This window comes from Paenibacillus sp. FSL F4-0236, assembly GCF_038000135.1.
GTDB lineage: Bacteria > Bacillota > Bacilli > Paenibacillales > Paenibacillaceae > Paenibacillus_AQ.
Map to the genome: position 1 here is coordinate 709,770 of NZ_JBBOBK010000001.1, position 26,425 is coordinate 736,194.

23 protein-coding genes and 1 other RNA gene are annotated in these 26,425 nt (G+C 45.6%); 22 read left to right on the plus strand and 2 right to left on the minus strand.

Features of this window, described 5'->3' with window-relative positions:
• The first annotated feature begins 59 nt into the window (after positions 1 to 59).
• From floA to rnpB, 21 genes are all read left to right on the plus strand, one after another.
• On the plus strand, positions 60 to 1,061 hold the full coding sequence (floA, locus tag NSQ29_RS03225; protein WP_042190951.1) for a flotillin-like protein FloA: 1,002 nt from the start codon (positions 60 to 62) through the stop codon (positions 1,059 to 1,061).
• An 18-nt stretch (positions 1,062 to 1,079) separates the two neighbouring features.
• Positions 1,080 to 1,631: a hypothetical protein gene (locus NSQ29_RS03230; RefSeq protein ID WP_076284785.1), complete on the plus strand. Its 552-nt coding sequence runs from the start codon at positions 1,080 to 1,082 to the stop codon at positions 1,629 to 1,631.
• A gap of 169 nt (positions 1,632 to 1,800) precedes the next feature.
• On the plus strand, positions 1,801 to 2,094 hold the full coding sequence (gene yqfC, locus NSQ29_RS03235; protein WP_060621997.1) for a sporulation protein YqfC: 294 nt from the start codon (positions 1,801 to 1,803) through the stop codon (positions 2,092 to 2,094).
• Positions 2,091 to 3,272 carry a sporulation protein YqfD gene (gene yqfD / locus NSQ29_RS03240; protein ID WP_341124361.1) on the plus strand — a complete coding sequence of 394 codons (1,182 nt, stop codon included), beginning with the start codon at positions 2,091 to 2,093 and terminating at the stop codon, positions 3,270 to 3,272. Before yqfC ends, yqfD begins: the two co-directional genes overlap by 4 nt.
• Positions 3,273 to 3,287: 15 nt before the next feature.
• Positions 3,288 to 4,259: a PhoH family protein gene (locus NSQ29_RS03245; protein WP_042190944.1), complete on the plus strand. Its 972-nt coding sequence runs from the start codon at positions 3,288 to 3,290 to the stop codon at positions 4,257 to 4,259.
• A gap of 14 nt (positions 4,260 to 4,273) precedes the next feature.
• Positions 4,274 to 6,529, plus strand: coding sequence for an HD family phosphohydrolase (locus tag NSQ29_RS03250; protein ID WP_076299663.1), 2,256 nt, complete (start codon positions 4,274 to 4,276; stop codon positions 6,527 to 6,529).
• Entirely contained in the window at positions 6,526 to 7,023 is a 498-nt protein-coding gene (gene ybeY, locus NSQ29_RS03255) for an rRNA maturation RNase YbeY (protein ID WP_076117315.1), read from the plus strand. The genes NSQ29_RS03250 and ybeY overlap by 4 nt, the downstream gene beginning before the upstream one ends.
• Positions 7,023 to 7,418, plus strand: a complete 396-nt coding sequence (locus tag NSQ29_RS03260) for a diacylglycerol kinase family protein (RefSeq protein WP_042190936.1) — start codon at positions 7,023 to 7,025, stop codon at positions 7,416 to 7,418. Before ybeY ends, NSQ29_RS03260 begins: the two co-directional genes overlap by 1 nt.
• Positions 7,419 to 7,623: 205 nt before the next feature.
• Positions 7,624 to 8,043 carry a cytidine deaminase gene (locus NSQ29_RS03265; protein ID WP_042130321.1) on the plus strand — a complete coding sequence of 140 codons (420 nt, stop codon included), beginning with the start codon at positions 7,624 to 7,626 and terminating at the stop codon, positions 8,041 to 8,043.
• Between the two features lie 632 nt (positions 8,044 to 8,675).
• On the plus strand, positions 8,676 to 9,569 hold the full coding sequence (era, locus tag NSQ29_RS03270; RefSeq protein WP_042190933.1) for a GTPase Era: 894 nt from the start codon (positions 8,676 to 8,678) through the stop codon (positions 9,567 to 9,569).
• A gap of 112 nt (positions 9,570 to 9,681) precedes the next feature.
• On the plus strand, positions 9,682 to 9,825 hold the full coding sequence (locus NSQ29_RS03275) for a YqzL family protein (protein ID WP_076117313.1): 144 nt from the start codon (positions 9,682 to 9,684) through the stop codon (positions 9,823 to 9,825).
• Positions 9,826 to 9,861: 36 nt separating this feature from the next.
• Positions 9,862 to 10,617, plus strand: coding sequence for a DNA repair protein RecO (recO, locus tag NSQ29_RS03280; RefSeq protein WP_042190931.1), 756 nt, complete (start codon positions 9,862 to 9,864; stop codon positions 10,615 to 10,617).
• A gap of 425 nt (positions 10,618 to 11,042) precedes the next feature.
• Positions 11,043 to 11,930 (plus strand): glycine--tRNA ligase subunit alpha, encoded by an 888-nt coding sequence (glyQ, locus tag NSQ29_RS03285; RefSeq protein WP_042130314.1) that lies wholly within the window; start codon positions 11,043 to 11,045, stop codon positions 11,928 to 11,930.
• Positions 11,923 to 13,998 (plus strand): glycine--tRNA ligase subunit beta, encoded by a 2,076-nt coding sequence (gene glyS / locus NSQ29_RS03290; RefSeq protein WP_341124362.1) that lies wholly within the window; start codon positions 11,923 to 11,925, stop codon positions 13,996 to 13,998. Before glyQ ends, glyS begins: the two co-directional genes overlap by 8 nt.
• A 239-nt stretch (positions 13,999 to 14,237) precedes the next feature.
• Entirely contained in the window at positions 14,238 to 14,714 is a 477-nt protein-coding gene (locus NSQ29_RS03295) for a YaiI/YqxD family protein (protein WP_042194373.1), read from the plus strand.
• Between the two features lie 39 nt (positions 14,715 to 14,753).
• A complete protein-coding gene (gene dnaG / locus NSQ29_RS03300; protein WP_042190927.1) occupies positions 14,754 to 16,574 on the plus strand; it encodes a DNA primase in 1,821 nt (606 codons plus the stop codon).
• A gap of 40 nt (positions 16,575 to 16,614) precedes the next feature.
• Positions 16,615 to 17,748, plus strand: a complete 1,134-nt coding sequence (rpoD, locus tag NSQ29_RS03305; protein ID WP_042130309.1) for an RNA polymerase sigma factor RpoD — start codon at positions 16,615 to 16,617, stop codon at positions 17,746 to 17,748.
• A 106-nt stretch (positions 17,749 to 17,854) separates the two neighbouring features.
• Positions 17,855 to 18,679, plus strand: coding sequence for a hypothetical protein (locus NSQ29_RS03310; protein WP_341124363.1), 825 nt, complete (start codon positions 17,855 to 17,857; stop codon positions 18,677 to 18,679).
• Positions 18,680 to 18,684: 5 nt separating this feature from the next.
• A complete protein-coding gene (locus NSQ29_RS03315) occupies positions 18,685 to 19,455 on the plus strand; it encodes a tRNA (adenine(22)-N(1))-methyltransferase (protein ID WP_341126723.1) in 771 nt (256 codons plus the stop codon).
• A complete protein-coding gene (locus tag NSQ29_RS03320) occupies positions 19,431 to 20,546 on the plus strand; it encodes a Nif3-like dinuclear metal center hexameric protein (RefSeq protein ID WP_076284780.1) in 1,116 nt (371 codons plus the stop codon). The genes NSQ29_RS03315 and NSQ29_RS03320 overlap by 25 nt, the downstream gene beginning before the upstream one ends.
• A 64-nt stretch (positions 20,547 to 20,610) precedes the next feature.
• Positions 20,611 to 21,026, plus strand: an RNA gene (rnpB, locus tag NSQ29_RS03325) — RNase P RNA component class A.
• A gap of 532 nt (positions 21,027 to 21,558) precedes the next feature.
• Here the strand turns inward: rnpB and NSQ29_RS03330 are convergent.
• Positions 21,559 to 22,779, minus strand: coding sequence for an aminotransferase-like domain-containing protein (locus NSQ29_RS03330; protein WP_341124364.1), 1,221 nt, complete (start codon positions 22,777 to 22,779; stop codon positions 21,559 to 21,561).
• 93 nt (positions 22,780 to 22,872) lie between these two features.
• On the opposite strand from NSQ29_RS03330, the gene pdxR reads away from it, so the two are divergent.
• Positions 22,873 to 24,312, plus strand: a complete 1,440-nt coding sequence (pdxR, locus tag NSQ29_RS03335) for a MocR-like pyridoxine biosynthesis transcription factor PdxR (RefSeq protein ID WP_341124365.1) — start codon at positions 22,873 to 22,875, stop codon at positions 24,310 to 24,312.
• Positions 24,313 to 24,317: 5 nt separating this feature from the next.
• Here pdxR and NSQ29_RS03340 read toward each other — a convergent pair whose 3' ends face one another.
• The gene (locus NSQ29_RS03340; RefSeq protein ID WP_341124366.1) at positions 24,318 to 26,258 is read right to left on the minus strand and encodes a S8 family peptidase; all 1,941 of its coding nucleotides are present in this window, start codon (positions 26,256 to 26,258) and stop codon (positions 24,318 to 24,320) included.
• Positions 26,259 to 26,425 lie beyond the last annotated feature (167 nt).

A 26,425-nucleotide genomic window follows, 5' to 3' on the forward strand; every position in this document is an offset into this window, starting at 1 on the left:
AAAGATAAAGGGTATGGCGAATAGTAGCTCCACAATAATTTACTGGAGGTTGTAAAGTTATGGAAGCATCTTTAATTACTTTTTTGTTGATTGCGGTAGTCGTAGTCATTTTGTTGAGTGTCTTTTTAAGCTTCTTCCCGGTCATGCTCTGGATTTCTGCACTGGCGTCAGGGGTTAGGATTAGTATTATTACCCTAGTAGCGATGAGACTGCGTCGTGTAACACCAAGTCGAATCGTTAATCCAATGATTAAAGCGACTAAGGCAGGTCTTGGACTGAATATTAATCAACTGGAGAGCCACTATCTCGCAGGTGGTAACGTAGACCGGGTGGTTAATGCGCTTATTGCAGCACAACGTGCAGATATTCCTTTGGAATTTACACGCGCAGCGGCTATTGATCTTGCAGGACGCGATGTGCTTCAGGCTGTGCAAATGAGCGTTAACCCTCGTGTAATTGAAACACCAGTTGTTGCGGCTGTCGCTAAAAACGGGATTGAAGTTAAGGTAAAAGCACGTGTAACTGTACGTGCCAATATCGACCGTCTCGTGGGTGGTGCGGGTGAAGAAACAATCATTGCCCGTGTTGGTGAAGGGATTGTAACGACAGTAGGTTCAAGTGATTCACATAAAGATGTCTTGGAAAATCCGGATTTGATTTCTCGGACGGTATTGTCGAAAGGTCTGGATTCAGGTACTGCTTTTGAGATCCTCTCTATTGATATTGCGGATATCGATGTAGGCAAGAACATCGGTGCGTATCTTCAAACCGAACAAGCAGAAGCGGATAAACGTATTGCACAAGCTAAGGCAGAAGAACGCAGAGCAATGGCTGTCGCTCATGAGCAAGAGATGAAAGCACGTGTAGTTGAGATGAAGGCGCTTGTTGTGGAAGCTGAATCTCAGGTGCCTATGGCGATGGCTGAGGCACTCAGAAATGGTCAAATCGGTGTGATGGACTACATGAACATCAAAAATATCGAGGCAGATACCCAAATGCGCGGTTCCCTCGGCAAAATGAATGATCAGGACGATAATAACCGTCCTAACAATAATAAATAAAAGGGGATGTGAATCTCCATGAGCTGGATCTATATTGTTGCGGTTATTATCTTCGCGATTGTATCCAATGTGAACAAAGCTACGAAGAACAAACCCAAAGGTACTACACGCGGAGGGATGCCGACCTTTGGCGGAGGAGACGGGAATCCTCTCCACCGTAATAAGGATGTAGACGGGAACAGAGATCAGCCAGAACAGTCTGGTAGCGGGTTTCCTGCTCCTGTTACTACATCCTCCCGTGAGTATGACGCATCACCTGCCTTTCCAGAGCCTGCGTACATCCCGACACCAGATTATTCTACTGGAGAAGGTATGTCTTTGGAGCATGCTGATGACGGAGTTGAGTTACGCACACAAAGAATGCAGGAAGAGGTGCGGCGTCTTCAATCTGCTTTTGATGGAATAGCGGGAGCAGATCCCAGGTCGAAGAAGACGAAGAGTTCATCCCCTGATACAGATGTTCAGTCAAATAGAACAGGGAATAGGGATGAGCTGCGTAATGGTGTGGTTTGGGCGGAGATTCTAGGACCTCCGCGTGCTCGCCAGCCGCATTCCTCCCGAAGATCGTAATTTTCGGTCAAGTAACAATTAAGCCTTAGCTTTCTTATCTTAACGATAGGAAAGCTGAGGCTTTTTTATGTTTTTTATACCTGAAAGGTGCTCCTTTATGAGTTCTTCTCATAAACAAAAGCGTTGCCGCATAAGGTGTACAGAAGGCAGGAAGGGGGAGCGTCTACTTATGACCCGTATTGGCCGCAGGCTGCGGGGATGGACAAACGGGGTGTTGGATTTACCACAGGACTTACTACAGGAAATGCCCCGGATCACCCTGATCGGCAATAAGGAACTGTATATCGAGAATCATCGCGGCGTGCTGCATTTTTCCTCAGGCCAGCTTAAGCTCGCGTTAGCTAAAGGATCGCTTGAAATCACAGGCGAGGATCTTGTCATTCGCAATATTCTTGGTCAGGAGCTGGCGGTAGAAGGCATTATCGGAGAGATCAGATATAAAGAAAGCGAGGGGAAATCATGAAGGAACCACCTCTTTCATCACTGCGGGGATTCGTTACACTGCATGTGACGGGGCCTCAGGTGGAGAGATTCATTAATGTCATTTCTGAAGCAGGTATAGTGATTTGGGATGTGAGGCCCGCTGAGGGCGGCGCTTCCCTTAAGCTGCTTCTGAATGATTTTTATGTCCTCCGTCCGATTTTAAAGAAGACAGGCTGTCGGATGCACGTTACAGGAAGAAGCGGACTGCCTTTTTTGATGGCGCGGCTTTGGAAACGTAAATTTTTTGGCATGGGAATATTGGTATTCGGGATTATGCTCTTTATGTTATCCACGATGATATGGAGCATTAGAGTCGAGGGAAATGAAAAAATTGCCTCCGAGGATATATTGGCAGCTGCTCGCCAGGAGGGGGTGTATCCTTTTCAATGGATATGGCGTCTGGATGAGCCGGACAAGCTCTCTAAGGGGCTCCTAGCCCAATTACCCGGCGTTTCATGGATAGGGGTGCAGCGGACGGGGACGAGCATTAAAATTCAGGTGGTAGAATCTAAACAGCCGGATATCAAACCTCTACTTAGTCAGCGGCATTTGATTAGCAGAACAGATGCGGTGGTAACTGAAATATATGCGGAGCAGGGCAGACCGGTTGTGGCTCGTAACTCACGGGTTAAAAAAGGGGATATCCTGATCTCGGGTGCTTTAGGCGACGAAGAGAATGTACAGTATGTGGTGGCTAAAGGTGAGGTTAAGGGTCTAGTGTGGCATGAATACAATATAGAAGTGCCTCTTACAACAACAAATAGCTCATATACAGGGGAGCGTAAGGATCGAACCTATCTGGTGCTTGGTAAATGGGCTATCCAGCTATGGGGTTATGGCGATTCTCCTTTTGAGAAATCACGAACACTTACTGAGCACGATCCGCTGTCCTGGCGGTCCATTAAGCTGCCGCTGGGCCTAATGACTGAGAAAGAAATGGAGATTAGTGAAACAAGTGAGACATTAACTCCAGAGGCTGGATTTGAAAAGGGAATAGAGCGAGCGAAGAATGATATTTTGGCGCGTTATGGCGTTGATAGCGTCATCAAAAGTCAAAAAGTTTTGCATGAGAAGAAAGAGAATGGTAAAGTTTATATGAAAGTGATCTTTGAAGTAGAAGAAAAAATTTCCGAAGAACTGCCAATAGTAAACAATTGAGGAGAATGAGGCTACTTGTCAGAACAGACTGCAAGCATTCGTATTACTTTGCAAAATGCGGGAGAGGCGCAATCGCTGTTCGGCCCGCAAGATGGATTCCTAAAAATCATCGAGAGTGAAATTCCTGCTATTATTGATTCCCGTGAAGCAGAGTTAACGATACGTGGTGCGGAGCGGGAAGTAGACATGCTGGGACAATTGTTTAATGTGTTGCTGTCCCTCATTCGGAGCGGTTACATACTTACTGAACGTGATGTGCAGTACGCTGTGGAGCTGGCGAAAGACTTTCGGGTCGATCAATTGCTCGATTTGTTCAAGGGAGAAATTACAACAACTTTTCGTGGAAAGCCTATCCGTGTCAAAACGATTGGCCAGAAGCATTATGTGACAACGATCAAGAAGCGTGATATTGTATTCGGAATCGGTCCTGCAGGAACGGGTAAGACCTACTTGGCGGTAGTGCTTGCAGTTACGGCACTTAAAGAAGGTTCTGTTAAGCGTATCATTCTTACGCGCCCAGCAGTAGAAGCAGGAGAGAGTCTAGGGTTCCTCCCAGGGGATTTGCAAGAAAAGGTAGATCCATACCTTCGTCCGTTATATGATGCCTTATACGACGTTATGGGGCCCGATCAGGTGGCTAAGGCACTTGAACGGGGATTGATTGAAATTGCTCCGCTCGCTTATATGCGTGGTCGTACGCTGGATGATTCATTTATTATTTTGGATGAAGCCCAGAATACAACGCCTGAGCAAATGAAAATGTTTTTGACTCGACTCGGCTTCGGGTCCAAAATGGTGATTACGGGTGACGTTACCCAGATTGACCTGCCTCGCGGCAAGAAATCCGGTTTGATTGAGGCTAAAGCGATTTTATCCGGCATAGAAGAACTCGGTTTTGTTTATTTTGCGGAGCAGGATGTAGTACGGCATTCCCTGGTGCAGAAAATTATCGTTGCCTATGACCGCTCTGCCGAAAACCTCCAATAAAGGGGATTGTCTTCATGGCTTCAAAGCAACCATCTAAATTAAGCGGATTTGTATATACGAACAACGGATGGAAGTATAGCGCGGCGACACGCTATGCTCTTTTCCTGTTACTCGGACTTGTGTTCTACTTCAGCCTGTCGCCCGATCTACTACCTAAGCGGTACGATATTAAAGAGAATACGCTCAGCGCGAAGGAGATAACAGCGCCTAAGCAAATTTTGGACAAGAAGGCAACACTAAAGGCGGCGGAAGAAGCGGCCGAAGGTGTATCTCCAAAGTATAAAATCATCCCGATGAGGGCCGATAATCTTGTGACATCGCTACTGGACCGGATTGATCGCCTGAATCAGGATGATTTGATTTCGCAAAGCGATAAGACTGAGATTTATCGTGATGAGATCCCGCAGAGAGCCAATGATTTTATTTTGAATTTCATAGCCTCAAATCGGGGTGGAGGCACTTATTCCGATCATCTTTTGGAGGAAATGCAATCTGTCATAAAAGAGCAGACCTATGTCATTCCAGATGAAACTTACATTAAGATTCCGCGACTGACCTCTCAGGACATTATCGAAATGAAGCCTGTCGCTCGTGATATTGTGACTAGGCTGATGAACGATCAAATCACGGACGCCCAGACTGCGCGCGCCAAAGTGGCGGAGCAGGTCAGTATCAGCTCTCTGAGTCAGCGTACGGCGCGTGAGGTTGTGCAAGAGTTAGTCCGGCTCGTTATTACAAGCAATAAGTTCTATGACGAAGATGCAACGAAGGAAGCGAAGGTACAGGCTCGTGAGAACACACCTGATGTGTTTATTGAGCAAGGGGAGGTTCTTGTCGCTAAAGGGCAAAAAATCACCCCTGAGCTGTACGCCCTATTGGATGAGAATGGCCTGCTAAGCAATGAGGTCAACTATTGGCCTCAGGTTGGATTGCTATTACTTGCTACCATGCTATCTGCGGGTCTGATGGTGTTTATCCGTTACTCTGGCGGAACTGCGGGCTTCAAGTATAATAATTCCCAGTTATTAATGCTGGTGCTTGTGTTTGTTATTACGATCATCTCCATGCGGTTGACCGCAATTTTGCAGACGGATGTCCATTCCTATCTCGGGTATCTGGCTCCAGTAGCCATTGGTGCTATGCTGATTACCATGCTTCTGGATATGACATTAGCGTACTTCTGTTCTATTCTGATCAGTATACTCGCCAGTATCATTTTGAATGTTCAGCAGAATTCGGTGTTTGATTTTACCTTTGGCTTCTTTTCAATTGTTGTTTGTTATGTAGCTATTTTTGCCACTCATCGTGCAGGCCAGCGTTCCACATTATTAAAAGGCGGGATTATGGTATCCCTTTTTGGCTGTGTGACCGTCTTTATGCTGACCCTCTTAGCTGGTGGTGAATGGAAAGATGTAAGCACGCTGTATGCCGTTGGTTTTGCTTTTGCGAGTGGACTTTTGACTGCAGTGCTTGTGATTGGTCTGATGCCTTTCTTTGAAGCTACCTTTGGTATTCTATCTGCCCTGAAGCTGGTAGAGTTGTCTAATCCGAACCATCCCTTATTGCGCAAGCTTCTTACGGAAACACCAGGAACCTATCACCATAGCGTAATGGTAGGTAACTTGTCAGAAGCGGCCGCAGAAGCGATTGGAGCAGACGGCCTATTGTGCCGGGTAGGATCGTATTATCATGATATTGGTAAAACAAAACGTCCGTTTTATTTTATTGAAAATCAGAATAATATGGAAAACCCACATGATTCTATTGAACCGAAGCTTAGTAAATCTATCATTGTAGCTCACGCCCGCGATGGGGTGGAGATGCAACGAGAATATAAGCTGCCCAAACCGATTCGTGATATTGCTGAGCAGCATCATGGGACGACGTTCCTGCATTATTTTTACCATAAAGCCCTGAAGCTGGCGGAAGAAAAAGGTGTAGAGCCTGATTTTACCGAGGAAGATTTCCGTTATCCTGGCCCGAAAGCCCAGTCGAAGGAATCGGCTGTTGTAGGAATTGCCGACAGTGTTGAAGCTGCGGTGCGATCCTTGCGCAAACCAACCGTCCTTCAGGTGGAAACGATGATTGAGAAAATTATTAAAAGTCGACTGGATGATCATCAGTTTGACGAATGTGATTTAACGATTAAAGAATTGGACATTATTGCACGGACGCTGAAAGAAACGGTCATGGGGATTTTCCATTCACGGATCGAATACCCAGAAGATGTGCGTAAGCCGAAAAAAGAGGAAGGGGCAGCTAACCCATGAGTTTGGAGATCGTTTGGGATAACGAGCAAGAAGAATACGAGATAAAGGACGATCTCATAGCACTGCTGGAGAGCATTTTGCAAAAAGCAGGTGAGGCGGAAGGGATCGATCAGGGAGAGGTTGCGCTTACTTTTGTCGATAACACTCGTATTCATGAGTTGAACTTGGAATACCGGGGAATTGACCGTCCGACGGACGTACTTTCTTTTGCGATGAATGAAAGCGGAGAGGACGAGCTGGACATTATATACGAAGTAGAAGAAGGCGAAGCGCTGGAAGATGTTCCGGATGTACTGGGAGATATCATCATTTCCGTAACTCGTGCTCAGGAGCAAGCGCAGGAATATGGTCATTCGCTGGAGCGTGAGCTTGGTTTCCTCTTTGTGCACGGATTTCTGCATTTGTTAGGATATGATCATCAGGATGAAGCTTCAGAGGCTGAAATGATGTCTAAGCAAGAGAAAGTACTAGCTCAGGTTGGGTTGACTCGCTAATGGTGAAGAACACGGCGGTAGGACATAAGAAGTTCTGGCACTCTTTTCGGTTTGCATCGCAAGGTATCGTATCGGCATTCAAATCCGAGCTTAACATGAAGGTGCATTGCTGTTTGGCTGTGGTTGTACTTGTTGCCGCTGCCGTGTTCAGACTTCCGCTGGCCAGTTGGATGTTGCTGCTCTTCTCCATCACGCTTGTCTTAACCGCCGAGTTGCTCAATACAGCAATTGAAGCGACGGTAGACTTGATCTCGCCGGAGATTCACCCACTGGCTAAGAGAGCAAAAGATACCGCCGCAGGAGCTGTGCTTCTTACGGCGGTGTTTGCTGTCTTAGTCGGGGTCTATGTTTTTTACCACCCGGTGATGGACTGGATTACCGGACTTATGTCATAATCAGGTTACAATTCAATTCAGGGGAGAGGCGGACCCGCGTTTTGCGATTCCGCCTCTTTGGTTACTGGATGTTTAGGAAGCGAGTTTTGTACGAAGAAAATTCAATGAAGTATTGCTAACAAAACTAAGTGGATGCTTTCAAAGCAAGTTTTGTACGAAGTGATTCCACGATGTAGCGCTAACAAAACTTTAGGAGGACCCAAATATGGATTCCGCTCTTCTTATGCAAGAAGCGATTAAAGCACGTGCTAAGGCATATATTCCTTACTCCCGATTCGGAGTTGGAGCCGCCCTTCTTGATCAGGATGGTCATATTCATCACGGATGTAATGTAGAAAATGCTGCTTTTGGCCCAACCAATTGTGCAGAGCGCACCGCGTTATTCCGTGCCATCGCTGACGGTCATGCTATCGGTTCTTTCAAGGCAATTGCCGTTGTTGCCGATTCCGATGGCCCCGTATCTCCTTGTGGTGTATGCCGCCAAGTTATGATCGAGTTGTGTTCACCCGACATGAAGGTTATCCTTGGAAACATGAAGGGCGATATTGTTGAGACGACGGTGGGAGAATTACTTCCCGGCGCTTTTGGTCCCGTAGATCTGAAGCAAGGACAAGCTCCAGAGTAAATTTAGCTCATTGTTGAGTGTTAAGCTACTTTAGTTGCATTATATACAATTAAACTGCCACTATTTCGGTCCAAGCCTAATTTAGTTGCAGAATATACAATTAAATTTACGCTTTAATCCACATTTGGCTTTTGAGGTAGAACTTAGTTGCACAGAATGCAATTAAAACACCAAAAGCATAACTCAAACTCAAATTAGTTGTACAAAATACAATTAAAAGTGTGCGCTAACAATCAAGTTAGGCTAAAATCGTGCAAATTATGTGTTGTTAGAGTAACATTACGAGGTAAGCGCCGCGGCAACGCCGCCAGCGATTCTAATTACGTAAGGTTACTTGTAACACAGCCTAAAGCCAATCATCTCAGTAATCTTTATCCATGGTGAGCTTAATGCGAACCGTGTGAATAAGCGACAGTGAAGCGTGTCCCCGATAGGGGACGAAAGCGCTCATGCACGACCGTTTCTAATCCCGCCGAACGTTGCAGGTACGTCTATTTCCGGGTGTCCAGAGGGCCAGGGCCCTTGGAGTCCCCCTTGGCTAAGGGGGATTTAGGGGGAATCGAAAAAGCTTTAAAAAAGATTGAATGATTGAAAAAGATTGAACTAGAAGGAAAGTATGGAAGGAAGATAATATGAAATTCAAATCAGGCTTTGTCGCAATTATCGGCAGACCGAACGTAGGCAAATCGACACTCATGAACCAGGTTATTGGACAGAAGATTGCAATCATGTCGGATAAGCCACAGACCACTAGAAATAAAATCCATGGGGTCTATACAACGAATAATTCGCAAATCGTGTTCCTGGACACACCAGGTATTCATAAAAGACAGTCCAAGCTAGGCGACTACATGAACCAAACTGCAATGAGCACGCTGGGTGAAGTTGAGGCTGTGCTGTTCCTTGTGGATGCTGCAGATGGTTTGGGTGGTGGAGACCGATACATTGCTGAGCAATTAAACGGACTTAAGACGCCAGTTATTCTTGTACTGAACAAGATCGATAAAATAGAGCCGGAAGCATTGCTCCCACTTATGGCTCAGTATAACAAGCTGCATAACTTTGCTGAAATCATTCCAATTTCTGCCAAGATGGGTAGCAATGTTAACACGCTATTAGAGCAAGTCGCTAAGTATTTACCAGAAGGTCCGCAATACTACCCAGAAGATCAAATTACGGATCACCCTGAGCAATTTGTGTGCGCAGAACTAATTCGTGAGAAGATTCTGCATTTGACGCGCGAAGAAGTACCGCATTCCATTGCTGTGGCTATCGAAGATATGAGGGTTGAGCCGAATGGTGTTGTGCATGTGTCTGCCGTTATTTTTGTTGAACGTGATTCTCAGAAGGGGATCATTATCGGTAAGCAAGGTGCGCTGCTGAAAGAGGTTGGCAGACGTGCTCGAACTGACATTGAGAACCTTTTGGGTTCGAAGATTTTTCTGGAGCTATGGGTAAAAGTGAAAAAAGACTGGCGTAATCAGGACCGCGTTCTGCGGGATTTGGGCTTCCATAAAGACCTTTAAGATCTTTATCCGTCATTCCTCGTTTGGCAGGAATTGCAAGGATAGAACCTGGCTCATCGCACATCCTAATTCTTGAAGAGACATCGTCTTTCCCAAGAAAGGATGAATACGAATGCGAAACTTTTCGTGGAAGTATTTTGCAATGACAGGAGACGTCGATGCTTACCTGCTATACAAGGAAGCTGGCTATCCACTTGAAGACAGTGGATTACAGCTAGTGGAAGAAGAGAAGGTCTGTGATGAAGAAGCGCAATAAGGACTGGTTGCTTGCCGAATGGTTGGGGGAAGAGGCATGCTACACAGGGTGGAAGGGATCGTCATCCGCAGCATGGACTACGGCGAGGGGAACGCAATTATTACGCTTTGCACCGAGAACGCCGGGAAAGTAGGAGTTCTGGTACGAGGTGCTAAGAAGGTTAAGAGCCGCCATGCTGCCCTGATCCAGCTGTTCACCGTCGGGGAATTTGTTTTTTTTAGAAATAACGGAGGTCTTGGAACGCTGAATTCCGGCGAGATCACGAAGTCTCACCACCCTCTGCGTGAGGATTTGATTAAAGCAGCATATGCATCATACGCTTGTGAACTGCTTGATAAAGTCCTGCATGATGAGGAGACGGGGAGCTTCTGGTTTCGCCAGCTTACGGCCTGCTTGAACGCACTTGAAGAAGATAAGGAACCTGGAGTTATCATAAATGTTTATGAAATGAAGATTTTGCAAGCAGCCGGTTATGGTCCAGAGTTCGACACCTGTGTGATATGTGGAGCAGAAAAGCCTGATGAACAACTGCTGATAAGCCCTCGCCTTGGTGGAGCACTCTGCCGCAGCTGTAAACATAATGATCCGCCAGCAATGGAGGTCTCTGCTCGTGCGTTGAAATTACTACGCTTATTCGCCAGACTTGATCTAACTAGATTAGGGAATGTGGATGTCAAAGAAAGCAGCCGTGATGAGCTAAAAAAAATTATGCGTGCCTTTATGGATGTGCAGCTTGGATTAAAGCTAAAATCACAGAATTTCCTGGATCAGCTCGACAAGTACAAGATTTGACGAAATCCGATTTTTCCGTTACTATAGGAACAGTTTAATTATAAGATTATCGCCGTTTTGCTCCACTTCGGGAGAACGTGCATTGATCGGGAAAGTAATGAGCGATATTGTTGCGATTCAGCGAGCTGGGGGTAGTGAGAGCCTGGCGGGACAATGTTCATGAACATGGCACCCGGGAGTACGGATATGGCGAATGAAAGTGGATTTCGTTCTTGTCTTTAGCAAGTGATATTGCTGAATCAAGGAATGGAATCAAGTAGGGTGGAACCGCGGGAGAATAAGTTAAGCTCTCGTCCCTATGTCTGTTAATCAGGCATGGGGGCGGGGGTTTTTTGTTGCTGTCAGGAGCGAAAAATGCCGCCTCCATGGTAAGAAGTTTTAAGCAAGATGAACTAAAAAACTTGTAAAGCGAAGGAGACGGTATTATGAACTTTCAGCAGATGATTTTGACGCTGCAGCAGTTCTGGGCTGAACAGAACTGTATTATCGTACAGCCTTATGACACTGAAAAAGGCGCCGGTACGATGAACCCTATGACATTTTTACGCTCACTAGGTCCTGAACCATGGAGAGTTGCGTACGTAGAGCCTTCACGTCGCCCATCCGATGGACGTTATGGGGAGAATCCGAACCGTTTGTATCAGCATCATCAATTTCAAGTCATTATCAAACCATCGCCTGATAACATTCAAGAGATTTACTTGGATAGTTTGAAAGCACTCGGCATTGATCCGCTCTTGCATGATATCCGTTTTGTTGAGGATAACTGGGAGAACCCTTCACTGGGTTGTGCAGGTCTAGGATGGGAAGTATGGCTAGATGGTATGGAAATCACTCAGTTTACGTACTTCCAACAGGTCGGTGGAATTGAGGCCAATCCAGTTGCCGTAGAAATTACTTACGGAATGGAGCGGCTAGCATCCTACATTCAAGATAAAGAAAATGTATTTGATCTTGAATGGGTTAGCGGCATGACTTATGGTGATGTTTTTCATCAACCGGAGTTTGAACATTCTACTTACACCTTTGAAGTATCTGATGTAAAAATGCTATTTTCACTGTTCAACATGTACGAAGAAGAAGCGCGTAGAGCGATGGAGCAGCATCTTGTGTTCCCTGCCTATGATTACGTGTTGAAATGCTCACATAGCTTTAATCTGCTGGATGCACGTGGAGCCATCAGTGTTACTGAACGGACTGGATTTATTACCCGAGTGCGTAATCTTGCCCGCTCTGTAGCCGCAACATATCTTGAGGAACGCGAGAAGCTTGGCTTCCCGCTGCTGAAGAAAGAAGGTGCTGACCGTGTCTAAAGATATCCTGTTTGAGATCGGTCTGGAGGAAATTCCTGCACGTTTTATCCGCGCTGCGATGGAACAGCTGCAAGATAGAACATCCAAGTGGTTGGATTCTGCACGGATTACACATGCTGGAGTTACTGCTTATGCAACGCCACGTCGTCTCGCTGTTTTTGTTAAGGATGCGGCTGAGAAGCAAGAGGATATCAGCGAAGAAGTCAAAGGACCATCACGCAAAATCGCACTGGATGCAAACGGGGACTGGAGCAAAGCTGCTTTAGGGTTTGCCCGTAGTCAGGATGTATCTCCGGAGCAATTTACGTTCAAAGAGCTTGCTGGAGTTGAGTATATCTATGCTACTAGAAATAGTGCTGGGGTAGAGACAGCTTCGTTGCTTTCTGAAGGTCTTTTAGGGATCGTAAATGCGATGACTTTTCCTAAAAATATGCGTTGGGGAGCTTATGATTTTAAATTCGTGCGTCCGATCCGCTGGTTAGTTGCTCTTTTCGGGAAAGATATTATTGATTTGGAAATTACGGATGTAAAAGCGGGTAATGTGAGCCGTGGACATCGTTTTCTGGGTACAGAGACTGTAATTTCGGAGCCTGCACAATATGTTGAGAGCATGCGTGCGCAGCATGTCCTTGTAGACGTGAAGGAACGGGAAGAATTGATCCTGAAACAAATCAATCAATTGGCTGAAGAAAAAAGCTGGACGATTGCGATCAAAGAGGATCTTTTGGAGGAAGTACTGTTCCTAGTTGAAACACCAACCGTGTTGTTCGGAACCTTCGACCCATCTTTCTTGAACATTCCACAGGATGTGCTGATTACTTCGATGCGTGAGCATCAGCGGTATTTCCCGGTATTTGATGCAGCGGGCAAACTTCTACCTTTCTTCGTAACGGTGCGTAACGGGAATGCAGTATCTTTGGATGTTATTGCTAAGGGTAATGAGAAGGTACTCCGTGCTCGTCTATCAGATGCCAAATTCTTCTATCAAGAAGATCAAAAGATGAAGATTGATGATGCACTAGCCAAATTGGAGAATATCGTCTACCATGAAGAGCTTGGCAGTGTTGGAGATAAAGTGCGTCGTATTCGCCAAATCTCCGATCGTCTTGCTGTAAAGTTGGGATTGTCTGATATAACCCTTTCTGAAGTAAGTCGGACTGCTGATATTTGCAAATTCGACCTTGTGACTCAAATGGTTTATGAATTCCCAGAACTTCAAGGCACCATGGGTGAAGATTATGCACGCAAAGCAGGAGAACCTGAAACTGTGGCAAAAGCAATCTTTGAGCATTATCAGCCAAGGTTCGCGGGTGATGCAGTACCATCGACAGATGCCGGTTCAGTTGTCAGCATTGCGGACAAGATCGATACGATTGTAGGTTGCTTCTCTATCGGTATTATCCCAACAGGCTCACAGGATCCTTACGCACTGCGTCGCCAGGCTGCAGGGATTGTTCAAATCGTGCTGGAGCATAAATTGCCGATTACGCTGCGCGAGATTTTTGAAGCAGCGATTGAAATTCATAAAAATTCAGGGAATTCGAAACATTCTGACGATGAACTACGTATAAACCTGTACGAGTTCTTCGGTCTGCGTGTTAAACGACTTTTATCCGACAATGTACGCTATGATGTTGTGGACGCTGTTACAGCAGCTGGCTTTGACAACGTGGTAGATGTTGTGGGCAGAAGCCGTGCGCTTATGGGTGCTGTGTTAGACCAAGCAGACTTTAAAATTACAGTAGATTCACTCACTCGTGTCAGTAATTTGGCAGCTAAAGCAACCAGCGAAGTGATTGATCCTTCTTTACTTAAAGAAGATGCTGAGCTGAAGCTGTACAAGACATGGCAGGAATTACACACACCGTATCTTGAAGCGATGTCCGCGAATAATGCCGAAGAAGCACTCCGTATTCTCTCGGGTCTAAAAGATGCTGTTACAGCATTTTTCGATTCCGTTATGGTTATGGCAGAGGATGAGCAGGTACGTGCTAACCGTTTAGCTTTGCTAGCTGGTATTGATGCTGACTCCAAGGCGTTTGCTGATTTTGGCAAGCTCGTTTGGTAAACGACTGAGCACCGGAGTTCCCGGCTGAATTCAAGATTCGACATTTGATCAAAGGACAGCTTTTTGAACAACATCTATAAGAAAAGTTTGTGTCTTATGGTATAGAATGTTGGTTTGGGGTATAAATATACGGAACGGTGCCAATGCGTCATTTGACATCCGTTCCGTATTTATGCATAGAAAGAAGGATTTCTTGCGGTAAGGGCGTATATATATTACACGGGAAATTGGTGATGATCATGGAGAAGAAGTCCCGGTCTAGAACTATAGTCGTGGATGGGGATGCTTGTCCGGTCAAAAAAGAGATTGCTGAAGTTGGCCGCGCCTTTGGTGTGCCGGTACTGATGGTATCTTCTTATGACCATGCACTGAAAGCTGAAGAGGGTGTAACGGTTGTGCAGGTGGACCGGGGAGATCAGAGCGCCGATCTATATATTGCCAATCATATTTCTGCTGGAGATGTGGTATTGACTGGGGACTATGGTCTCGCAGCACTTGCGCTCGGGAAACGTTGCAGTGTTCTTTCTTTTCGTGGCCAGGAATATGACGATTCCAAAATGGATTTTATGTTGGAAGGCAGGCATGCCAGGGCCGTGGAACGAAGACGGGGACATTATTCTAAGGGTCCAAAACCTATAACGGCAGAAGAAAAAATATATTTTCAACATAAAATGACAAAACTTTTAATACTTTTGCAGGAGAATGTGGAGCAATAGCGAATTATATTTATTTGTTAAGAATTGAAGGTGGTTGAAGTGGCTAGCGGACACGGGAATATTCCGGAAGAAGTTATCGAAAGCGTGCTTGCACGTCATGATATTGTCGATACAGTCGGTAAGGTAGTCCATTTGTCCAAGCAGGGGAAATATTTATGGGGCCTCTGCCCGTTCCATTCGGAGAAAACCCCTTCCTTTACAGTTACCCCCGACCGGGGAGTATTTCATTGCTTTGGCTGCGGCATGGGTGGAAATGCCATCAAATTTAGGATGGAAATCGAAGGATTAACCTTCCCCGAAGCCGTCAAAATAATGGCTGAAGAAAGTGATATTCCCGTTCCTGAAGGTAAGGGAGGCCTAATGTCTCCTCCTGATCCGGAACGCGATCGGTTGATTCAAGCTTATGAATGGTCTGCAAAGTTTTATCATTACTTGCTGAAGAATACGGAACACGGCAAAGCCGCTATGGAGTATTTAAGAGCCCGGAACTTCAGCGATAAAATGATTGACCAGTTTCAGATCGGATATGCTCCGGACCGCTGGGATACTTTGCTACAATTTTTGGAGAAACGGAATTTTGACCTTGCTGAGATGGAGAAAGGTGGACTCTTGTCTGCCCGAGGTGAGGGTAAAGGCTATATAGACCGTTTCCGTGGTCGGATTATTTTTCCGATTGCGAACCGCACAGGCAAGGTGATTGCGTTTGCCGGAAGAATTTTTGGTGAAGGACAACCCAAGTATCTTAATTCTCCAGAGAGTAGATTGTTTAACAAAAGCCGGATTTTATACAATTTGCACCAGTCCAAAGCATCCATCCGCAAAACGCGGCAAATCGTCCTCTTTGAAGGATACGGAGATGTCATTTCGGCCTGGGAAGCAGGTGTGCATAACGGTGTAGCAACAATGGGAACATCTTTAACTGAAAGTCATGTAGCACTGATGAAGAGTCTGGCCGATGAAATTGTACTGTCTTATGACGGTGACCGGGCAGGACAAGCAGCTGCTATGAAGTCCATTCCAATGCTTGAAGGCAGTGGCTTGCGTGTAAAGATCGCCTTACTGCCAAGCGGACTCGATCCAGATGAATTCATCTCAATGCATGGTGGAGAAAGGTTTATGGATCAGGTTATTGATTCAGCGGTTTCATCCATAAAATTTAAGCTTATATATCTGAAAAAAAACCATATACTCCTAGAGGAAGATGGCAAAATTGCCTACGTCAAAGAAGCTTTGGAGGTCATTGCTTCGTTACATTCCTCGACAGAGAGAGAGGTTTACCTAAGGGAAATCGCTTCTGAGCTGGAACTTTCATATGATAGTTTGAAGCAGGATTGTAATTTACTTAGGGCATCGATGCAAAAAAACATCCCTGAAGGGGATAATAACGACAAAAGGTGGAATAATGGTAGGCATAAAAAAGGGCAAGTGCAGACACCAACTTTGCTGCCCGCTTATCATGTCGCGGAACGGCGTCTATTGTCCTTTATGATTCAGGACCCGGAAGCTGCCACGTATGTGGGCGAACGCCTCGGAGAAGATTTCAACATCGATGATCATGCGGCAATTGCCGCTTATCTATATGCCTATTACGCGCAAGGCAAACCACCCGGCATTAGTCGGTTTCTATCATCGCTTCAGGATGATCGTCTAGAGAAAACTGCTACATCAATTTCCATGATGGATACACCTCCAGACTGGAATATGCAGGTGCTGGATGATTGTATCCGTGAAGTACGGAAATACCCACTGCAGCGCAAGATGGATCAGAAGCGTGAAGAGATGATTCAGGCGGAAAAGTCAGGTGACTTTTTGCGTGCGGCACAAATAGCAAGTGAGATTATAGCCCTAGAGAGACAATGAAATGTTGACAGGATGTACCTAGGGAGGAGGGAGTCGAATTATGGCGAACGATCAGCATACTGAATTGGAAGCAGAATTTACTTTGGATCAGGTTAAGGATCAGCTTATTGAGCAAGGCAAGAAAAGATCATCATTGCTATACAAAGATATTATGGAGAAATTATCGCCGTTTGATCAAGACCCCGAGCAAATGGAGGAGTTCTATGAACAACTCAGTGATTTGGGGATTGAAGTTGTAAACGAGAACGATGAGGAGGTTAACAGCCTCCGGCCAAATGAGGACAATGAAGACAAAGAGGGCGATGAGTTCAGCTTTGATGATGATTTGTCACTGCCGCCAGGGATCAAGATTAATGACCCTGTCCGTATGTATCTAAAAGAAATTGGACGCGTTCCGCTGTTGTCGGCTGACGATGAAGTAGAGCTTGCTATGCGTATTAAGAATGGTGACGAGGAAGCTAAACGTCGTCTTGCGGAAGCAAATCTTCGTCTCGTAGTAAGTATTGCTAAACGTTATGTTGGACGCGGTATGCTGTTCCTTGATTTGATTCAGGAAGGTAATATGGGTCTGATCAAAGCGGTAGAGAAATTTGACCATAACAAAGGGTTCAAATTTAGTACGTATGCAACTTGGTGGATTCGTCAGGCCATTACCCGCGCGATTGCGGATCAGGCACGTACGATTCGTATTCCTGTACACATGGTCGAGACGATCAACAAGCTGATTCGTGTCTCTCGTCAATTGCTGCAAGAACTGGGACGTGAACCTTCGCCAGAGGAAATTGCGGCTGAGATGGAGCTGACGGTTGAGAAAGTTAGAGAAATCATGAAGATTGCCCAAGAGCCAGTATCGCTCGAAACACCGATCGGTGAAGAAGACGATTCTCATCTGGGAGATTTCATTGAGGATCAGGAAGCCTTGGCTCCTGCGGATGCAGCAGCTTATGAACTGCTGAAGGAACAGCTGGAGGATGTACTGGACACGCTCACGGAGCGTGAAGAGAATGTACTTCGTCTGCGTTTTGGCCTAGATGATGGCCGGACGAGAACACTTGAAGAAGTGGGCAAAGTGTTCGGCGTTACCCGCGAACGGATTCGCCAGATTGAAGCTAAAGCATTGCGTAAGCTTCGTCACCCTAGCCGCAGTAAACGGCTTAAGGATTTCCTTGAATAGTATTTCATGAACTGGACCTTCTGCTGCTCAGTAGCAGGAGGTTCTTTTATTTGAATTACGACCCTAAAAGTGCTGACCCTGTGTATCTGGAAAGAAGGATGAGCCAGTGAATTTGGAAAAACGCGAAATTATTATAAAAGAGATTCAGTATTGGAGAAACAACAGATTGCTACCAGAGCAATATTGCGACTTCTTAACCAACCTGTATGATGATGAAGCTGCGGCGAAGGATAGTAATCCGATTTCGCTGAAGAATCTACAGCAGGGAAACATCAAAATTTGGCTGTTTGGTTTTGGAATTATTTCCTTGATTTTCTTGATTAGTCTTTATTTTAGCGTTTTTCCCTGGCCTTTGCAACTTGCAACAGCACTATCCGTATTAATTATTTGTTATGGATACTCAGCGGTTTACAGGACCCGAAATCATGTTATTAGTCTTATCCTGGCGGGGCTGGGCAGTGTGTTATCGCTTGGTTTTGGGCTATGGCTGATTGCTTTGCATGATCTTGATCCTCAGCTCTGGAGACCGATTCTGATTGGGGCTTGCGGCTTGTTATGGTGTATTCTGGGATTTGTGCTCCGTATAGGCTTGCTGCAGTATTGCGGTTATGCTTTTTGGGCCTTATTATATGCGGGATTCTTCGGTGGAAAACGCCCTGAGGCTTCGATGCTAGAGCTTGAGCTCTTATGGCTTCCACTCTGTGTAATGATGGTGTGGCTGAGCTGGCTATTACATCACAAAGTTAAAGGCGTTGCCAGTGTTTTTTTTGCAGTGGGAGTATCACTATGGATGATGCCGGAACTCGATGCTCTTTTATTGAGGCAGGATTATCCACAGTGGATTTCGTTTATGCTAATTTTAAAAATTGCGGTAGGCTTGGCCCTGCTGTTCTTGTTTCGAAAAAAATGGATAACGTGGGTGGCAACATGAACAATGTGAAATTATCAGATCGACTTCAGCAATTGCTGGAACAAATTCCGCAAGGAAGCAGGTTGGCAGACATCGGCTCTGATCATGCTCTGCTTCCTGTGGCTGCTGTAGAAAGCGGTAAGGCTGTATTCGCAGTAGCAGGTGAGGTAAACCCGGGTCCCTTTGATGCTGCTTGTAAGGGCGTTGCAGAGGCCGGACTAGGGAAGATAATCTCGGTGCGTCGAGGAGATGGCCTTGAGGTACTGGAACCTGGTGAAGTTAATTGTATCACGATCGCTGGCATGGGAGGGGCTTTAATTGCCTCGATTTTAGACCGTGGTCAGAGTCAAGGCAAGCTTAAGGATGTTACAACACTGGTACTTCAACCGAATGTGGGCGAGGATATTTTGCGCCGCTGGCTGTTAAATAATGAATGGGTTCTTACCTCTGAAAGTATTCTGGAAGAAGACGGCAAGTTATATGAAGTATTAACAGCTGTTCCAGAGGATACTAATGCTGGAATTACGAATGCCAATGTATATCGAGAGGTAACGTTAGGCGATTCCGCTATGGTTCGTGGTCAGGAGACCTTGCTACAGATGGGACCTTTTCTGATTCAAGCACCGAATGAAGTGTTTTTTGCCAAATGGCAGGGAGAGGTTCAAAAATTGGAAGGCATTCTTACTTCATTGTCACGTTCAGAACTCGAATCTGCGGAGAATAAACGAAAATTAATTCGAGAACAGATCAAGGAGATTACGGAGGTGCTGCAATGCTTGCTAAAGGACAAACAGTAATTCAATATATGGAGCAGCTGGCTCCAAAGCATTTAGCTGAAGATTGGGACAAAGTCGGTCTGCAACTAGGTTCCTTACAGAAAGAAATAACCAATGTACTGGTTGCACTGGATGTGAACGATGAAGTCGTTGAAGAGGCAATTCGTCTCGGCTGTAATCTAATCATTGCCCACCATGCGATTATTTTTCGTCCGCTGCAAGGGATTCAAACAGACACTCCAATGGGCCGAATGTATGAAAAATTGATTAAAAATGACATCGCGGTATACATCAGTCATACTAATCTGGATGTTACCGAAGGTGGAATGAACGATTGGATGGCGGAAGCTCTTGGTATAGAGAACGGAGTGCCTATTAAAGACATTCATTCCGAGCAATTGTCAAAGCTGGTTGTGTTTGTGCCGAAGGATCATCATCAGAAGGTACTGGATGCCATTTTGAATGCAGGAGCAGGGGCAATCGGCAACTATAGTCATTGCAGCTTCAATATCGAGGGATACGGGACTTTTATTCCGGGAGAAGGCACAGATCCTTATATCGGGGAAAAAGGGAAGCTGGAGCGTGCTGAGGAGATCCGTATTGAGACAATCGTGCCACACAATATCCGCAATAAAGTGGTACAGGCTATGCTCAAGGCTCATCCTTATGAAGAGGTTGCCTATGATTTGTACACGATGGATCTTAAAGGCCGCAGTTTAGGGCTTGGGCGGGTTGGAAAGCTCAAAGAGCCTACCACACTTGGGCAATTCGTTGAGACGGTAAAAAAAGGTCTGAAAGTTGACCATGTACGTGTTGTGGGTGATTTGGATCGTCCAATTCGTAAAGCGGCTGTTCTCGGCGGTTCGGGTGGAAAGTATTATAACAGTGCTATTTTCCGCGGTGCGGATGTGTTGGTTACGGGAGATCTTGATTACCATACAGCACAGGATGCCGTGCTCGCTGGGATCACTCTGATTGATCCAGGACATAATGCAGAGAAGATCATGAAAGAGAAAGTAGCAGAGTGGATGACTGGGAAACTGGTGGAGCATAAGTACGATACAGCTGTACATGCTTCGCAGGTGAATACGGAGCCATTTAAGTTCCTATAAAATTGCCATTTAATAATGCTTGTGCCAGACAGGTGATGTCTGTATAATATATAATGTTGTTCGGAAAGTTTGACAGACAATCGCCGGTGACGTGAAGACGTCACGGGAGGAAAGTCCGGGCTCCATAAGGCAGGATGCTGGATAACGTCCAGTCGGCGCGAGTCGAAGGATAGTGCCACAGAAATGGACCGCCGATGGCCGCCTTAGGGCGGCACAGGCAAGGATGGAACCGAGGTGTAAGAGACCCCGAGGAACGCTGGTGACTTCGTTCCTGGTAAACCCCATCTGGAGCAAGACCTAATGAGACGCAGCAGATTCCTTTATTGGAATAGGCAGCCTTAGCCTGAGGCGCGTCTAGGTTGGTCGCTGGAGCTGTGCAGTAATGTACGGCCTAGATAGATGATTGTCGCTTATGGTGGGAGGGTAGTTCCCGATTGAACCACGACGAGCACAGAACCCGGCTTACGGCAAACTTTCCTAACTGCAACGTTATGATAACAACAACAACCATACAAGCGGCGGCGTATCTCGGGAAACCGGATCACGTCGCTTTTTTAAAATATAAGAAAGTATAAGTTTCACTTTATACATTATCCTTATATTTCTCGCAACGCTTACCATCCTTATAAAGACGCCGAAGGTGTTTATGCTCGTGGCAAGAAGATATGTAGAAAGTGGGAAACGTGTAGCATGGGTAATTATCAGATTTGCGGGTTCTGCGGACATTTATATGAACGAAACAATAAGAGGATGTGCAATAGTTGTGATGAGATGTATCAGAGAATCAGGCGTATCGTAGAGACTTCACCCGACACGATGGTATTAAATATATCCCTTCAAACAGGGGTAAGTGTCAGTCGAATCATGTCTTTCGTTGAAAATGGATATTTTAGGCTCAATAAAGATAGCATAGAAGTATTTAAGAAGTAAATTATTCTAAGCATGGCTGGAAAATAAAAAAAACCCGTCTTCCTCATCCCATAAAGGATGAAGAAGACGGGTTTTGTCATGCTCATGATCGAATGCCGGTCTGACTTTCCTGCCATTGTACCAACGCCTTCTCCAGACGCTGAACAGCAACGGGTACAAGCTCAGGTGGCGTATGTGTGAAATTCAGACGCATCTTATTCTTATGGGGCTGTGATGAATAGAACACTTCACCTGGAACAAAAGCAACACCGTTCTCTACTGCTAGAGGAAGTAATTCCTTCGTGTTGATCTCTTGGGAAAGTGTTAGCCATAGGAACATACCGCCTCGTGGCTCCAGAAAATGAGCTCCTTCCCAGTTCTGCGATCGGAGTTCCGCGGATAAGAGCTTCATTCGGGAATAATATTCTCGTGAGATGACACGGATATGCTGCTCAATATCGAAATGCAGCAGCAGTTCATCTAAAGCGCGCTGGTCAATGGTGCTAGAATGCAGATCTGCTGCTTGCTTTGCTTTGGCGATGGTCTTGATTAGATTGGAATTGCCGATAATCCAGCCGGTACGCAGGGCAGGGGCTACGATTTTGGAAAAAGTTCCAGTGTAAGCGACACAATAATCGCCACCATAACTTCTGTCGATGGACGCTAGTGAGGGTGGATAAAGATCATTATTCTCCTCAAAGGTTATTTCACCGTAGGGATTATCCTCCAAGATAAGAACATTGTAGCGGCGGCAAATTTCCACCACTTTCTCACGGCGTTCCTTACTCCAGGTTGCTCCTGAAGGATTGTTGAAGGTCGGAACTGCATATAGGAGTTTGGGCCGTAGTTTCTGAATTTGATCTTCCAGGTGATCTGGCAAAATGCCTTGCTCGTCGTTATTTATCGTATGAATATCAGCTCGGTAAGAGCCAAGTACCTGTAAGGCTGCCAGATAAGTAGGAGCTTCAACAAGGACAGCATCACCGGGATCAAGCAGTATTTTACATAGTAGATCTATGGCTTGCTGGGAACCTGTGGTCAGAATCATCTCAGACGCTGTTACAGGGATTCCTTGCCGAGTAAGTCTTTCAGCGATTTTGTCACGTAGTGGAGTAAAGCCCTCGGTTAGTCCGTATTGAAGCACTGAGGTATCGCTGGAGAGTACACGGTTATAAGCGTCTCGTACTGCCTCCAAGGGAAACAAATCCTCCCCAGGCAGCCCGCCTGCAAGTGAAATGATGTCATTGCCCTGTGTAACCTTTAAAATCTCACGAACGGCTGATGATCCTAGATGATTGGCTGCGGCCGAGTATTTGATATCCATAAATGAGTTCTCCACCTTTCGATTTGGTGCTATCATAATAGGAGTACTGTATAACAGTAAAGCGTTGAATATAACAGTGGAGGTGAGGGGTTCATGCATATCGATTTGATTCGCAGCGGCAGTAAATCTCTGCCTCATCAAATCAGTGAAACCCTAAGTCAGCGGATTTCATCAGGATTGCTCCAGCAAGGTGTCCGGCTGCCCTCCGTAAGAAGTTTGGCTACAGCTTTGAGAGTAAGCCAGGTTACAGTAAGCAAGGCATACGATGTGCTTGAGAAGCGGGGACTTATTTATTGCAGACAAGGAAAAGGCTGCTTTGTAGCCGACCCTGAACACACTAGACGTCAGGAAGATGGTCGCTGGCAGGATGTATATGATGATTATTTGCCGCGAGCTCAGCTTTGGCGCAATTTTGATTACTCTGAAGTTAAGTATCCCTTTCACATAGCTGCAATTCATAGTGAGTTACTTCCTCTAAAAAATATTGGTGACTCCTTCGCATCATTAGTTACTCAGCAGCCGGAGCTTATGGCAACCTATGGGAACTTCCAAGGTGATCTGGAGCTGCGAGGAATTATGAGAGATCATTTAAAAACACGTGGAATTGCACTTACTTCCTCTGATGTAATGATCACAAGCGGAACTCAGCAAGGCATTGATCTGGTGGCGCGTACCTTTGTCGGACCTGGGGACACAGTGTATCTTGAGGCTCCTAGTTATACAGGGGCTATAGATGTTTTTGCAGGACGAGGTGCAGAGATGATTTTTGTACCTACGGACGGTGAAGGGATGCGGGTGGATATTCTCACAAGAATGTGTGATCAAAGACCACCTAAGCTAATTTATACAATCCCTACTTTTCAGAATCCAAGTGGAGTAACCATGAGCATAGCAAGAAGACAACGTCTGCTGGAATTAGCCCGCAGTTACCGTTGTCTTATTGTTGAGGACGATCCATTTAGTGATTTATATTTCCATGCGCCTCCGCCGCCTACGATCAAATCGATGGATTCCGAAGGGCATGTAGTTTATATGAAGAGTTTCAGTAAAGTTATTGCACCCGGCTGCAGAATTGCCTGTGTAGCCGCTAGTGGGAATATTCTGTCACGGCTTATCGCCGCCAAGTCCGCAAGTGATTTAGGGAGTCCGCTGCTTACACAAAGGGCGGTACTGCCATTCATAGCTGGCAAGTATGAAACCTATGCTGCTCAGTTACGAGTTACACTCCGTGGTCGCATGGAAAAGGCGGCGAAGCTTCTGAAGCTTTACGCGCCGCCTGGAGTAAAATACATTCTCCCAGAGGGTGGTCTTAATCTCTGGCTGGAGTTGCCGGCTTCACCTGATATCGGAAGGCTACATGAGCTGGCCGAACAGGAGAGCATTTCTTTTTTACCGGGTGATGTTTGTTACTCTGCGGAGACCCCTTCCCGGCATATCCGTTTGTGTTATTCACAAATGAATGAAACGGATATGGAGGAAGGCTTACGATTATTTCTCCGTTTGCTTGGTAGATTTTTGCAGATGGGTGGTTAAGGTTGTTACTTAGAGTTACTTAATCTTTGTTTCAATTGATTCATTTGTTTTTGTACATGCTGTGGCCATAGCTGTAGTGGAACCTGATTGCCGCTAGCGGCTTGCAATGTTTTATAGATATCGACCTGACCCCAGCCAAAATATTTGTCATGCCCGGGAGTGCCTAAATCAACAGCATTTTTGGTCATAAGATCCATAACTTCCGTATTTGTTAGATTCGGATTTAGTGAACGCACTAGACCCGCCAGCGCAGCGACATGAGGACTGGCCATCGATGTACCGGATAACGCGGCATACTGGCTATCTGGGTAAGTGCTTGCTATGCTTTCTCCGGGTGCTGCGACATCAATATAATCGCCGTAGTTGGAGAAGGAAGCTTTTTCCCCTGAAGCATTTGTTGCAGCTACTGCAATCACTTCGGGATACGCAGCAGGAAAACCTGGTCGTTCTGTATTATCGTTGCCTGCAGCAGATACGAGGACGATATCTCGGTCGTAGGCATATTTGATCGCGTCATGAAGAAACTGGGAATCCGCATAGTTACCTAAACTTAAGTTTATGACTTTCGCACCGTTGTCCGCAGCCCAAATGATTCCTTCTGCAACAGAATAAGTGGTGCCTGCTCCTGAATTATCGAGTGCTTTTACCGGAAGGATCTTGTTGTACCAGCTGATTCCAGCTACTCCCTCTCCATTATTGACCAGGGCGCCTATAATTCCAGATACATGTGTGCCATGTCCTACATCATCTTCAGGAGTGGAATCATTGGTGATCGCGTTATACCCTGTCAAAAGCTTACCCTTCAAATCCGGATGATTGATCTGGACTCCGGTATCCACTACGGCTACGATCACTTCTTTACTTCCCTTAGAAAGATTCCAGCCCAGCTCCGTTTCGATCGCTGGCAGATTCCATTGATAGGTGGAGAATAACATGTCATTTGGAGTAACTGCTCCCTCTGCGTTTTTAGATATCGTATCATTGGTTAAATACATATAGTGAGGCTCCGTATATTCGGGGTGCCATTTATTGGTGAAATAGTCTTTGAGCTCATAATAAGTCATCTTCTCCGAACGGAAAATGTAGGCATACCCAAGCTTACGTGGCTTCTTGCCGTTGATATCAGCGGTTATCGTTTGAAGCTCCCCCGGAGTAGGTGAGTTGTTGCGGAAACGGACGACAATTTCATTCTCATAAAAATGGCTAGCGTTTTCGTTATCATGACCGGTCTTAACGGTGATATCTTTTAAATTATCGGTATGAACGGATTCTACACGGTACTTACCTTCCTTCGGATAAGGAATGAGACGCAGGTTCTTCAACTGATGGTCTGCCACACGACCAAGCACCTTTTGGTTAATAAGTGCAATGATGCCTACATTTTTTTCTTTGTTCCGCTGAGCGATAAAGTAATATTTCTCCTTACCGATTGTAAACGTTGGAGATTCATAGGATTGATGACCATGGATCGCTGATTTCGCCGTCTTAAGATATTTTTGCAGCTGCTGATTCTCCTGTTCGGTTCCTTGAGGAAATGAAGAGGACTTAAAGGTTTCCGTTTTATGCTTGCGAAAATCAATCCACATAAGCATAGTGATAAATCCGTGGTTCTGCTGCAAACGTTTTGCATACACTGATTTATCATGAAGCGAAGTCATTCCATCCGTTTCAGAGAGGAGCTTAGTCAAATGTCTGCTGACATCCACTCTATTCAGATGATCCGTCGCATCAACATCTTGAGATAAGGAGCTTTTCTTCAATGATTTTTCCTGTGAAGGGTTTGGTGCTGAATGTAGGGCTGAAGTTGGAGCAGGATTTGGTACAGCAACATTAGCGACTTCTCTGGTCGTCGTCCCATTAGTGGCAGGACGTAGCGCAAAGGTAAGTAATACAACTGTGAACGCAGCTGTTACCAAACCTGCAACCGTTAGATTTTTACGTGACATGATTTCCGCTCCTCTACGCATTGTAATGCCTATAGGTTTAGAAGAGAGCGTATGTTTTATGCATCTTAGAAAAGGATACCTTCCTAACGTTTTTTATGATAATATCAGAGAGAATAAGCATCTTGAGTTCGCATCCTGATATTGCAGGAGATACGTTGATAGATGTT

Excerpts from the sequence above, each read along its gene's own strand:
- floA (WP_042190951.1), top strand. The coding sequence starts at position 60 with ATGGAAGCATCTTTAATTACTTTTTTGTTGATTGCGGTAGTCGTAGTC.
- NSQ29_RS03230 (WP_076284785.1), top strand. The coding sequence starts at position 1,080 with ATGAGCTGGATCTATATTGTTGCGGTTATTATCTTCGCGATTGTATCC.
- yqfC (WP_060621997.1), top strand. The coding sequence starts at position 1,801 with ATGACCCGTATTGGCCGCAGGCTGCGGGGATGGACAAACGGGGTGTTG.
- yqfD (WP_341124361.1), top strand. The coding sequence starts at position 2,091 with ATGAAGGAACCACCTCTTTCATCACTGCGGGGATTCGTTACACTGCAT.
- NSQ29_RS03250 (WP_076299663.1), top strand. The coding sequence starts at position 4,274 with ATGGCTTCAAAGCAACCATCTAAATTAAGCGGATTTGTATATACGAAC.
- ybeY (WP_076117315.1), top strand. The coding sequence starts at position 6,526 with ATGAGTTTGGAGATCGTTTGGGATAACGAGCAAGAAGAATACGAGATA.
- NSQ29_RS03260 (WP_042190936.1), top strand. The coding sequence starts at position 7,023 with ATGGTGAAGAACACGGCGGTAGGACATAAGAAGTTCTGGCACTCTTTT.
- NSQ29_RS03265 (WP_042130321.1), top strand. The coding sequence starts at position 7,624 with ATGGATTCCGCTCTTCTTATGCAAGAAGCGATTAAAGCACGTGCTAAG.
- era (WP_042190933.1), top strand. The coding sequence starts at position 8,676 with ATGAAATTCAAATCAGGCTTTGTCGCAATTATCGGCAGACCGAACGTA.
- NSQ29_RS03275 (WP_076117313.1), top strand. The coding sequence starts at position 9,682 with ATGCGAAACTTTTCGTGGAAGTATTTTGCAATGACAGGAGACGTCGAT.
- recO (WP_042190931.1), top strand. The coding sequence starts at position 9,862 with ATGCTACACAGGGTGGAAGGGATCGTCATCCGCAGCATGGACTACGGC.
- glyQ (WP_042130314.1), top strand. The coding sequence starts at position 11,043 with ATGAACTTTCAGCAGATGATTTTGACGCTGCAGCAGTTCTGGGCTGAA.
- NSQ29_RS03295 (WP_042194373.1), top strand. The coding sequence starts at position 14,238 with ATGGAGAAGAAGTCCCGGTCTAGAACTATAGTCGTGGATGGGGATGCT.
- rpoD (WP_042130309.1), top strand. The coding sequence starts at position 16,615 with ATGGCGAACGATCAGCATACTGAATTGGAAGCAGAATTTACTTTGGAT.
- NSQ29_RS03320 (WP_076284780.1), top strand. The coding sequence starts at position 19,431 with ATGCTTGCTAAAGGACAAACAGTAATTCAATATATGGAGCAGCTGGCT.
- NSQ29_RS03330 (WP_341124364.1), bottom strand. The coding sequence starts at position 22,779 with ATGGATATCAAATACTCGGCCGCAGCCAATCATCTAGGATCATCAGCC.
- pdxR (WP_341124365.1), top strand. The coding sequence starts at position 22,873 with ATGCATATCGATTTGATTCGCAGCGGCAGTAAATCTCTGCCTCATCAA.
- NSQ29_RS03340 (WP_341124366.1), bottom strand. The coding sequence starts at position 26,258 with ATGTCACGTAAAAATCTAACGGTTGCAGGTTTGGTAACAGCTGCGTTC.